This window comes from Nocardiopsis endophytica (assembly GCF_027706725.1).
Lineage (GTDB): Bacteria > Actinomycetota > Actinomycetes > Streptosporangiales > Streptosporangiaceae > Nocardiopsis_A > Nocardiopsis_A endophytica.
Genome location: NZ_JAQFWQ010000174.1, coordinates 1 through 10,742, shown reverse-complemented (window position 1 = coordinate 10,742; position 10,742 = coordinate 1). Strand labels below are relative to the sequence as shown.

General features: G+C 72.3%; 12 protein-coding genes. 9 read left to right on the top strand and 3 right to left on the bottom strand.

Features of this window, described 5'->3' with window-relative positions; all coding sequences use genetic code 11:
- Positions 1-663: 663 nt before the first annotated feature.
- From O4J56_RS31165 to O4J56_RS31155, 3 genes are read left to right on the top strand one after another with little or no spacing between them, the layout of a single operon-like run.
- Positions 664-984, top strand: coding sequence for a DUF5753 domain-containing protein (locus O4J56_RS31165; RefSeq protein WP_408639200.1), 321 nt, complete (start codon positions 664-666; stop codon positions 982-984).
- A complete protein-coding gene (locus O4J56_RS31160; RefSeq protein ID WP_270690756.1) occupies positions 981-1,169 on the top strand; it encodes a DUF397 domain-containing protein in 189 nt (62 codons plus the stop codon). Before O4J56_RS31165 ends, O4J56_RS31160 begins: the two co-directional genes overlap by 4 nt.
- Positions 1,170-1,185: 16 nt before the next feature.
- Positions 1,186-1,599 (top strand): NUDIX hydrolase, encoded by a 414-nt coding sequence (locus tag O4J56_RS31155; protein ID WP_270690760.1) that lies wholly within the window; start codon positions 1,186-1,188, stop codon positions 1,597-1,599.
- A 21-nt stretch (positions 1,600-1,620) separates the two neighbouring features.
- Here the strand turns inward: O4J56_RS31155 and O4J56_RS31150 are convergent, their stop codons facing one another.
- Entirely contained in the window at positions 1,621-2,643 is a 1,023-nt protein-coding gene (locus O4J56_RS31150) for an alpha/beta fold hydrolase (protein WP_270690755.1), read from the bottom strand.
- Positions 2,644-2,735: 92 nt separating this feature from the next.
- On the opposite strand from O4J56_RS31150, the gene O4J56_RS31145 reads away from it, so the two are divergent.
- The 5 genes from O4J56_RS31145 to O4J56_RS31125 all read left to right on the top strand — a co-directional run bounded on the left by O4J56_RS31145 (position 2,736) and on the right by O4J56_RS31125 (position 6,557).
- Positions 2,736-3,302, top strand: coding sequence for a TetR/AcrR family transcriptional regulator (locus tag O4J56_RS31145; RefSeq protein ID WP_270690754.1), 567 nt, complete (start codon positions 2,736-2,738; stop codon positions 3,300-3,302).
- Positions 3,303-3,735: 433 nt separating this feature from the next.
- Complete coding sequence (locus O4J56_RS31140; protein ID WP_270690753.1) at positions 3,736-4,257, top strand: hypothetical protein; 522 nt, start codon at positions 3,736-3,738, stop codon at positions 4,255-4,257.
- Between the two features lie 112 nt (positions 4,258-4,369).
- On the top strand, positions 4,370-4,951 hold the full coding sequence (locus O4J56_RS31135) for a hypothetical protein (RefSeq protein WP_270690759.1): 582 nt from the start codon (positions 4,370-4,372) through the stop codon (positions 4,949-4,951).
- The gene (locus tag O4J56_RS31130) at positions 4,942-5,577 is read left to right on the top strand and encodes a hypothetical protein (RefSeq protein ID WP_270690752.1); all 636 of its coding nucleotides are present in this window, start codon (positions 4,942-4,944) and stop codon (positions 5,575-5,577) included. Before O4J56_RS31135 ends, O4J56_RS31130 begins: the two co-directional genes overlap by 10 nt.
- Positions 5,578-5,759: 182 nt before the next feature.
- Positions 5,760-6,557 carry a siderophore-interacting protein gene (locus O4J56_RS31125; RefSeq protein WP_270690751.1) on the top strand — a complete coding sequence of 266 codons (798 nt, stop codon included), beginning with the start codon at positions 5,760-5,762 and terminating at the stop codon, positions 6,555-6,557.
- A 15-nt stretch (positions 6,558-6,572) separates the two neighbouring features.
- Here the strand turns inward: O4J56_RS31125 and O4J56_RS31120 are convergent, their stop codons facing one another.
- Both O4J56_RS31120 and O4J56_RS31115 read right to left on the bottom strand, forming a co-directional pair.
- Complete coding sequence (locus O4J56_RS31120) at positions 6,573-8,765, bottom strand: WD40 repeat domain-containing serine/threonine protein kinase (protein ID WP_270690750.1); 2,193 nt, start codon at positions 8,763-8,765, stop codon at positions 6,573-6,575.
- Between the two features lie 83 nt (positions 8,766-8,848).
- Positions 8,849-9,385, bottom strand: a complete 537-nt coding sequence (locus tag O4J56_RS31115) for a class I SAM-dependent methyltransferase (protein WP_270690749.1) — start codon at positions 9,383-9,385, stop codon at positions 8,849-8,851.
- A 627-nt stretch (positions 9,386-10,012) separates the two neighbouring features.
- On the opposite strand from O4J56_RS31115, the gene O4J56_RS31110 reads away from it, so the two are divergent.
- Positions 10,013-10,681 (top strand): DUF4360 domain-containing protein, encoded by a 669-nt coding sequence (locus tag O4J56_RS31110; protein ID WP_270690748.1) that lies wholly within the window; start codon positions 10,013-10,015, stop codon positions 10,679-10,681.
- Positions 10,682-10,742 lie beyond the last annotated feature (61 nt).

Genomic DNA, 10,742 nt, shown 5'->3' with positions numbered 1-10,742 from the left:
CAACCGCGAGAAGCACATGCGCCGCCTGGAGGCCCACTACCGCGCCCGCCGCCACCAGGCCCGCACCGGCAAGGAGTCGGGTGGGGACGACGGGGACTCCTCCCTAGGTAAGGCCGCATAGGCCCCCCGAAGACACAACCCCAAGAGCCCGAACAGGCCCCCGCCCCGGGGCCAGCCAGGATGGCGGTTGCGCCACCCGGCCTGCTCCAAAGCGGTTCTTCCGCCACGCCCGACGCCCGGACCGGCGCGCCGGTGCCCCCGCATGCCCGCACCCCGGAGCATGATCGGGCCCCTCGGCGATGATCTCGACGAAAGTGCTGTCAAAACCGCCGGAATGACAGCACCTCCGTCGAGATCATCGCGGACAAGGGCCCGGCAGGCCCGGCGGCCGCCACGAACGCGGACGACCACCCGCCCTCCCCACCGCGCGGCCCACCCGGACCGCCAGCAACCAGACGCCCGGCTGGTGGGGCCAGGAAAGCACCCCGCTCGCTCCGTCGCCGACCACTCCGGCGACCACCCACACGCGCTGCGGCCGACAACGCTGCCGCAAGGGCCGCCAGCCTGTCCTCGTCGCCGCCCTCCCGCCTCACACCCTGGTGGTCCGCTGCTCGGCTGGGGCCCCTGAAGCGGGGGACCTGCTGATCCGCCCGCCCACCTGGACTGCGGCCGGTCGGAGGGGCGCAAGCCATGGCCGACCAACTCGAACGGCTTCTGGAAGTGGACAGCGAGGCCAGGGTGACCATTCAGATCGTGCCGTTCCGCACCGAGCAGCACCCTGGGCTGGCCGGTGCGTTCCGGCTCGTCCGGGCGGACGATGGGACCGACGTTCTGTATCTGGAGCATGCGCAAGCTGGCATCCTGATCCAGGATTCTGCAGATCTCAAAGAGTTCAGTGAACGCTTCGCCGACCTCCGAGGAGCGGCGCTGCCGCCCCCGGAGTCGCGGCAGCTAATCGAGAAAGTAAGAGGAGAGTTCCGATGACCAGCGCGGATTGGGCCTGGCGGACATCGACCTACAGCACCGACCGTGGGGAGTGCGTCGAGGTCGCCGACGCCCCCGGCGCCAGTGCCGTGCGTGACACCAAGCACCGTGACCTCGGCGCCCTGTTCTTCGGCTCTCCTGAGTGGCGCGCCTTCGTCGACGCCGCCAAGCGGGACGCCTTCTAGCCCGCCATTGCCTCCCCTGCACTCCGTCTCCGTCGCCGGTGCGGTCGTCCGTGAAGACGGCCGCATCCTGGCCATCCGCCGTGCCGACAACGGGCACTGGGAGCCCCCGGGCGGTGTGCTTGAGGCGGGGGAGGACATCGAGGCGGGCGTTCGCCGCGAGATCCGTGAGGAGACCGGCCTCCACGTGCACGTCGGCCCCCTCACCGGCGTCTACAAGAACATGAAGGCCCACGTCGTGGCCTTGGTCTTCCGCTGCGCCCTCGCTTCGGGAACGCCGCACCTGACCGACGAGACCACCGGTGTCGACTGGCTCACCCCCGACGAGATCGAGGCCCGCATGGCGCCCGCCTACGCCTGCCGCCTCCTCGACGCGCTCACCCCGGGTTTCCCGCCCGCCGTCCGCGCCCACGACGGTCGCGACCTCCTCTGAAAGGTGGCGCTGCCGCCGCTCTTATCCGTCGTGCGTGGACCAGTACTCCTCCAGCTCGGGGCCCAAGTCTTCTGCCGCCTGCATCGGCAGGGAGTGCGTGGTCTCCGGCCACACGGTCACCGGGTCCATGCCGAGGCCCCGGGCCCGCTTCGCCGCCTCCTCGCCTCCCGCCAGCGACTTCTCCGCCGCGATGTCGACCCGCACCGGCATCTCCATCGACCGCCACTCGTCGTCGGTGAGCGTCCTCGGCACCAGCGTCGGGGAGACGTAGTGCCCGGCCCCCTCGTCCACCATCACCGACATCGGCGTGCGCTCGCGCACCTCCTCCAGCGTCGTGCCGCCGATCTCCGCGAGCGCGCGGTCCTTCCAGGACTGGGGCGCGGGCAGGATCAGCAGCGACGACCACAGGTACATCGAGGCCGGCAGCGCCTCCAGCACCACCACCGGTTCGAGCAGCGTCAGTGAGGCGACCCGCCCGGGGTGGTCCAACGCATGGTTCGCGGCGACGGCCCCGCCGAACGAGTGCCCCACCATGTGCGCGCGGTCGATGTCCAGGCCCGCGAGCATCTGCTCCACCCACTCCGCCTGGTCGGCGAACGAGTCGAAGGGCACGGACTGGGTGGACATCCCCGAGTCGCCGATGGCGTCCATCGCGTAGAGGGTGCGGTCGCCGATCCAGGACGGCAGGTTGTCGCCCCACATCGGCGCGCCGGAGCTGATCCCGGGCACGAACACGACCGGGAGGAGGCCGTTCCCCTTGTCGCCACCCCCGTCGGCCGCCCACTCGTAGACGCGCACGGTGCCGAACTCCGTGGGCACGTCGTGGGTGCGGGTCGGCTCGGGCAGGTCCGCCATCGCGGCGTCGTAGGCCGCGCGGTAGGACGCATACCCCTCCTGGCTGCGCCAGTGGCCCACCTGCGGCGCGGGCGAGGCGATCGCGACGGCCTTGTCGATCACGAGCCACGCGGCGACCAGGACCGCGAGGACCTTCAGGGCCTTCAGGGCGCGGCGGCTCCGGGGCCGGCCGCTCGGTTCGGTGCTCATGGAGACCCCCGCAAATACAGTCGTATTGATCGCTCGGTGCGAGTGTACACACCGATCGATACGGTCGTATTGATCACCGCTAGGATGGAGGCATGGCCGGTACGGAACCCGACGAGCGCCGGACCGCGATCATCCACGCGGTGTGGCAGGTGATCGCCGAGAGCGGCATGGGCGCGGTGTCGATGCGGAACGTGGCGGCGGCCGCCGGGGTATCGGTGGGCCGGATCCAGTACTGGTTCCGCAGCAAGGACGAGCTGCTGCGGGCCAGCCTGGAGGCGATGGTCGCGGGGGCCGGCGAGCGCCACACGGCCGGGACCGAGGGGGTCGACGACCGCGAGGCGCTGTGGCGGCTCATCGCGGGGCCGATCCCGCTGGCGGAGTCGTCGCGGGCGATGGTCTCGGTGTTCTACCAGTACGTGGGCGCCGGCATCAGCCACCCGGGGCTGGCCGCGATGCTGGCCGAGGCCAAGGAGGGTGCCGAGACCGAGGCGGCGAGGCTCCTGGAGCGCATCGCCCCCGGCATCGCCGACCCCCGACAGGCCGCCCGGTCGATGATGGCGACCGCCGACGGGCTGACGATGCGCGTGCTGATCGGGGGCCTATCGGCGGCCGAGGCGGAACACGCCCTGCGCACCGAGGTCGACCGGGTGGCGGGTTGACGCCGGAGGGGCCCACTTTGCGGCCGTATCGCCGACACCCCTCCGACTGACTGAAAAGGCTGCATTCTTTACTTAATTTGCGACCACGCAGCCGCACCCGCCGTGCCCGAGGTGCTCAGGTGTGGACCCGCCGGATCATGGCGGGGCGGTTTCCTGTTCTCCAAGGCGGTTTTCGGACGGCCGTGCCGAGGCCGAGTGCTGTCCGGAAATCGGCGGCAGAACGGCGACCACTTGTGTTTGCGCTCACACTACCAATTGGTATACGCGGGAGTAGATTTTCATTTTCATCCGTGACCGGCGCACATCCGCGAACGGGCCGCGACGGCGCCGAACCCCGTGAAGCGGGCCACCCTTGCGCACCTGTATCCCGTCACCCAGGGCGACGTTAAGGTGACCGCGCCTTTTGCGACCAATGCGAACAAGGAGTGGTCAGGTGAAGAGAACGCTTCCCCGCGCCGCCGTCGGCGGCGCGGTCCTCCTGCTGGGCGCGACGCTCACCTCCGGAACGGCGGCCGCCGAAGAAGGAGAGCACTGCGTCGCCGACATGGACACCGGTGAGCAGGAGTGCTTCGCCACCCTGGATGCGGCCCTCGCCGCCGCTGAGGAGGGCACCGCCCCTTCCGGCCTCACCACCCTGAGCGCCGAGGCCGACGCCCGGAACGACGTCATCGTGGGCACTTTCTTCACTGAGCGTGACTACGGCGGTGACTCCCTGACGGTCACGGCCGAGGCCCCCTGCGTCAAGAACGGCGTCATGGACTACGAGTTCGACCTCACCGGGGAGTTCGCCCCGTTGGCCAACGACATCTCCTCGGTCCAGCCGTGGGCCGACTGCTGGATCTGGCTCTACCCCGAGGTCGGCCTCGGCGGGGACCGCGACGGCCCCTACAAGGAGAACACCGGCTACGTCGGCGACTTCATGAACGACCGCGCCGACTCGATCGGCTTCAGCTGACGCCTTCCCCCCGCCTCTGAAGCGCGTGCCCCCACCTCTGAAGCACGCGTCCCCACTTCTGAGAGGAAGACGGAATCCCCCCATGCGAAAACGATGGATCCTCCGCACCGCCATGATCGCCGCGGCGCTCATGGTGGGATTCGCCCCCGCCCCCGCACTCGCCGACCACGAGGACACGCCCACTTCGCGCCAGCTCCTGGAGCTGTGCGAGAACGGCACCGACGTCTGCGTCTTCCACCCCGAAGGCCGCCCCGAATACGTCTCGGGCTCCAAGCGGCAGGTCGGCAGGGAGGTCTACAACTGCACCGGCCGCGAGCAGCGGTCCACGGTCGGCTGGTCCGACACGACCTCCGAGTCCAACAGCGTCGGCCTCTCCCTGAGCGCCGAGTACGGCTTCGCCAAGGTCTTCAAGGTCACCTTCGAGGCGACCTACGAGCACACCTGGACCAACTCGCACACCGAGAGCCAGACCACCACGGTCTTCACCGGCCCCGGCGAAGTCGGGTGGGTGGAGCGCCAGCCCCGGATGCAGCGCGTCAGGGGCACCTATGAGCTGCACTTCCCCGACCGCTACTACGGCCACTACTACTGGTACGTCCCCTTCGAGGCCACCGGTCCCGCGCCGGGCGGCGACGAGGCGATCGTGCAGAAGACCCGTCCCATGACCCAGGCTGAGAGGAACGCGTGCCCGTGACCATGGCAACGGCGCTCCGCCGGACCACCATCGCCTGCGGCTCGGCCGCGGCGGCACTCGCCCTCACGGCCGGGCTCGCCGCCCCGGCCCACGCCGACCACGAGGACACGCCCACTTCGCGCCAGCTCCTGGAGCTGTGCAACAACGGCACCGACGTCTGCGTCTTCCACCCCGAGGGGCCGGTGCGGGAGCACCAGGCGGCCCGCCACGTGGTCGGCTCCCCGGTCTACAACTGCACCGACCGGGAGCAGTGGATGACGGTCGGCTGGTCCGACACCACCAGCGAGTCCAACAGCGTGGGCCTGTCGCTGGGCGGCGGGTACAAGTTCGGCGAGGTCTTCCAGGTCTCCTTCGAGGCCACCTACGGCCACGAATGGAAGAACTCGCACACCGAGTCCCAGACCACGACGGTCATCGCGGCGCCCGGCGAGGTCGGCCGGGTCTACGTCGGACCGAGGATGCAGACCGTGAACGGCACGTACGAGCTGCACTTCCCCGACCGGTACTACGGCCACTACTACTGGTACGTCCCCTTCGAGGCCACGGGCCCGACCGCTGACCAGAGCGGGACCATCACCCAGTCGACGCGGCCGATGACCTCCGAGGAGCGCGCCGCACACTGCTGATCCGCACAAGGGCCGGGTGCCCCTGCGGGGCGCCCGGCCTCCCTCCCATTGCGTCGACGTTAAAGTAAGCCTTACCTTAGGACGTGCATCGCAGCGGTGATGCCCCGGGGGCGGGCCCAACTGCCATGGGCCGCCTCCGTCCCCGGGGGGCCGCCGGACCCTGGGGACGAGGAGTGGACCGCATGCCCGTGCAGGCCCGTACCGAGACGTCGGACGTCACCGCAGTCGCCGCCCGAGCGGTGCGGACGTCCCGGGTCGCCGACCACATGGTCCGAGTCGTCCTCGCCCACCCCTCCTTCGCCGACCCGGTCCGCTTCCCCTACCACGGCCCGGACCACCTCATCCGGCTCCTCCTGCCCGGCGCCACCGGGGTGCTCAACCTTCCGCGCTCGTCGTCGGGCTGGTGGAAGGAGATCCAGGCCATGGACGAGCCCGACCGCCCCCGCGTGCGCAACTACACCGTCCGGCGCATCGACCGCGCCCGCGCCGAGATCGACGTCGACTTCGTCCTGCACGCCGAGAACGCCGGCCCCGCCTCCGCCTGGGCCGCCGCGGCCCGGCCCGGTGACGGGATCGGCGTCCTCAGCGACCGCGCCGGGTACGCCCCGCCGGCCGACGCCGCCGACCTGCTCCTCGTCGCCGACGAGACGGCCCAGCCCGCCCTCGCCGCCATCATCGAGAGCCTCCCGGCCGACGTGCGCGCCCTGGCGATCCTGGAGTACCGCCCCGGCAGCGCCCCCGAGCTCCCCGCCCACCCCGGCGTCGAGCGGGTCCACCTCCACCCCGCCGACGGCGCCGAGCCGGGCGAGGCCGCCCTCGCCCACCTTGAGGGCCGCGATGTCGGCCCGCTCGACTACGCGTGGATCTCGGGGGAGTCGACACTGGCGACGTCCCTCCGCCGCCACCTCGTCTCCGGCCGGGGCATGGACAAGGAGCGCGTCTTCTTCTGCGGCTACTGGAAGCGCGGCGTCTCCCACTGACGGGGCCGTGGGCCCCTAGGCGAATCCGGCCAGGTCGGCCGGCCCCCACGGCAGCCACCGGGTCGCGTCCTGGCCGGATTCGGGGCGGACGACCGCCACGGCGAACCCGTCCGCCGCCTGGGCCGGTGTGCGGAAGGCCGCCACCTCGGGCGCCCGGTCCGGGGCGCCCGGGTGCACTGCGGGGAACCGCCACCCCGCCCCCTCCAGCGACGACATCTCCGACCCGTCGGCGATGCTCCACCGCCGCACCAGCCCGCCGGGCGCCTCCGACGCCTGCGGCGAGAACGCCAGCGCCACCGTCGAGTCCCCGGTGAACGCCAGCCCGTCCACGGGCCCGCCGTTGGGCGTGTACGAGAACTCCTGCAGCACGCTCTCCGTGTCTGGGTTCCACACCACGACCGCCCCGCCGGTGGTGTAGGCGAGCAGCTCCCCCTGGCCGAAGGCCACGCGGGACGCGTACCGGTCCCCGCTCGGCTCGCGCACCGGATAGCTCGTCTCGGCACGGCCCGACGCCGTGTCGACCAGCGCCACCGCCCTCGGCCCCGCACCGGTGACCGCCGCCAGACGGCCGCCGTCCGCGTCCAGGTCGATGTCGAAGTAGGGGGAGTCCTCGCTCAGCAGCGGCTCCCCGCCCTCCGTCCGGAAGACCTCCAGGCGCCGCCCGTCGTCGGCGGCGCCGGTGACGGCGACCGTCCGGCCGTCGCCGCTGACCGCGACGACCGGCTCGTCCAATCCGCCGTCTCCGCCGTCCACCTCGATCGGCGCGAGCTCCTCGCGGGCCTCCAGGTCCCAGGCCAGGATCCGGTCGCCCCCGGGGGCGATCTGCACGGCGATGCGTCCGTCGTCGCTGACGTCCATCCGCCGACCGGTGCCGGTGCCGTCCTCATCCCCGTAGCCGTGGCACGCGCCGCCGCCTCCGCTCAGCCGGGCGGCCTCCTCTCCCCGCTCGGTGTCGAACAGCGACAGGCCGTAGTCCGACAGCATCAGCAGCTCCGGGCCGTACCCCACCCACGCCGCCCCGTAGACCCGCACCGGCCCGTGCGCGCCGGAGCACTCCAGCCCGGCGAGCCCGTCGGCGACCCGCGCGGCCTCGGTCTCCCCGGCGTCGCCGATGACGCTGTCGGTGGGGACGCCTCCGCTCAGGGGCGCAGCGGCCCCGCCCTCGTCGGCCGGACCCGTCGGGCCGAGTGGGCGTCCGCCCAGGAGGTCCCCGGCCGAGGCGGCGAACGCCCCGGCCACCAGCATCACCACGGCGAGCACGGCCGCGCCCGCCCACGCCCAGGGCGGCAGGGCGGGCCGGGCCCTGGAGGGCGGCTCCTCCTGGATCCGGTCGGCCTCGGCCGCGCCGCGCGTGATCCCCTCGGCCAGCCCGGCGGGCAGCAGCAGTGTCCGGGCGATCTCGTCCGCGCCCGGCGCGGCCAGCGCGGCGCGCACCTCGTCCAGGCCGGGCCGGTCTGCGGGGTCCTTGGCCAGGCAGGCGCGGACCAGCTCGGCGATCTCCCCCTCCAGGCCGCTCAGGTCGGGCTCCTCCCGCACCGAGCGGTAGAGGATCCCCATGGGGTCGCCGCCGCCGAACGGCCTGCGGCCCGTCGCCGCGAACAGCAGCACGCCGCCGAAGGCGAAGACGTCGCTGCGCGGCCCGGCGTCGCCGCCGGTGACCTGCTCCGGCGCCATGTAGCCGGGGGTCCCCAGGGCCTGCCCGGTGCCAGTGAGAGCGGTGGCGTCGGCGGCACGGGCGATTCCGAAGTCGATGACCTGCGGGCCGCGCTCGGAGAGCAGCACGTTGGAGGGCTTGAGGTCGCGGTGGACCAGCCCCGCCGCGTGGATCGCGCGGAGCGCCTCGGTCAGCCCGGCGGCGAGCATCCGCAGCGGCTCCCCGCGGAACTCGCCCACCTCGCGGACGGCGCGGTCCAGGCTCAGCCCGGGGATGTACTCGGTCGCCATCCAGGGCACGGGGCCGTCGGTGCGCGCGTCGAGCACCCGCGCGGTGAACGGGCCGTGCACCCGCCCGGCCGCGGCCGCCTCGCGGCGGAAGCGCGCCCGGAACTCCTCGTCGTCGGCGTACTCGGAACGGACGACCTTGACGGCGCTCAGGGCCCCGTCCGGGGCGCGCCCGAGGTAGACGACGCCCATCCCGCCCGCCCCGATCCGGCGCAGCAGCCGGTGGCCGCCGGTCTCACGGGGATCATCCGGCCCCAGGTTCCGCACGCCCGACCGCCCTCTCCGTCCGGGCTCACGCTACCAGTCCGCAATGCCCCGGTTCGGGAGTGTTGTGGGGTGTTCGGGAGGGGTCAGCCCAGGGGGCGCAGAAGGAGCTTTCGCCAGGTCTGCACGGTCCCTCCGGAGTCGGCCTGTTCCCCCGTCCAGGTCCGGTCGACACCGAAACCGGCATCGGCGCACAGATCCCTCAGCCGGCCGAGCGGGTAGGCGAAGAAATGCCGCCGGTGCTCGGTGCTGTCGGCCATCGGCTCCACGGAACGGCCGTCCCCTTCTTTGAGGGAGATGTGCGCGAATCCGTCGGGGGTGAGAACGCGCAGGAATTCGCCGAGCGCCGTGACGAGGCCTGTGGCGTCCATATGGAGCAGGACCGCCGAGCACCATACGGCGCCGACCGAGGAGCCGCGCAGCGGGAGGTCGCGGACATCGGCGGCGACCGGGCGGACCCGGGCGTGCGGCGGCCCCGCCTCCAGCAGGGCGGGGACCGCGTCGACGGCCACGACGTCGCGCCCGCCCCGCGCCATCTGGACGGCGTCGCGGCAGCACCCGGCCCCGGCGTCCAGAACGGTTCCGGAGGTGATCCTGCAGAACTCGTGGATCTCCGTCCGCAACGGCGAGTAGGGCGTGAACCCCCTGGTCTTGTGCGCATACCAGTCGGCGTAGGCGGAGTAGGCCCGGACGGTCTCGGCGTGGTGGTCCTCCGCCGCGGAACGCGTGTCGTCCCGGACGCTTTCGTGGAGTCGGATGGCGGCCTCCCGGAAAAGGTCGAAAAAGGAGAATGCGGCCAGGCGCCGTTCTGCAGGGCGCGCGGCGATCCCATCGCCGGAGGGGCGGAAAGGGGCCGCAGCCGTCCGACCGGGTTCGGAAATAGTAGTTCAGCCGCCGAGTGGCGGGCCACCTGAATCAGGGGACGGGGCGGCGGCCGGGGCGTGGGCCGGGGCCCGGCCCCGTCCCTTCGTCCGGAAACAGGATGATTCCCTGAATCCGCCGACAAAGTGGGCCCGGAATGGCTCCGGTGCGGATTCACATTCTTGGTCCCGTCTACTGTGAAAAAGGATCATGAATCAGGGGATTGACGCTCCGTATCCGGGTGCCTACCTTCCCAAGGGAAGCGTTCGTCCGGCGCCGCTCCGAATCCCCCATCCCCCTACCGGCGGAGACGCCCCGCGCCCCCCACGCGCCCGGTGCTCCGACCCGTGCCGGACGTCCCCGTTCCCATCCCCCGAAGGTGGTCCCCCATGCCCAGAACCCGCCTGGCATCCACCGCCGCGGCCTTCGCCGCGGCCCTGGCCCTGTCCGCCGCCCCGGCGGCCGCCTCCGACGGGCCCGACGACGTCGTGCCCTTCCCGCCCACCGACCCCCCGCCGCCCGGGCGGGTCGAGATCGACCTGGTCAACGCGAACGGCTCCGGCTGCGCCCCCGGCACCGCCGCCGCCTCCGTGGCCCCCGACAAGACCGCGTTCACCGTCACCTACAGCGAGTACCTCGCCCAGGCCGGGGGCGGGTCGAGCCCCACCGACAGCCGCAAGAACTGCCAGCTCGCCGTGCTGGTGAGCGTCCCGCAGGGCTACACCTACGCCATCGCCCGCGCCGAGTACCGCGGCTACGCCGACCTCGCCGCCGGCGCCACCGGCACCCAGAAGGCCAGCTACTACTTCCAGGGCATGCCCGAGACCGAGGCCGTCACCCACGAGCTGCCCGGCCCCTACCAGGAGAACTGGCAGTTCAACGACCGCGCCGACGTGGCCATCTACGCCCCCTGCAACGCCGAGCGCAACTTCAACATCAACACCGAGCTGCGGGTGGACGCCGGGACCGACCCGGACCGGCTGAGCTGGATGGCGATGGACTCCACCGACGCCAGCATCACCACCACCTACGTCTTCTCGTGGAAGAAGTGCGACTGACCGGGTAGCCGTCAGGAGCCGTGGGCGCCCGGCCCCGCCGGGTCGGGCGCGCCCGACCCTC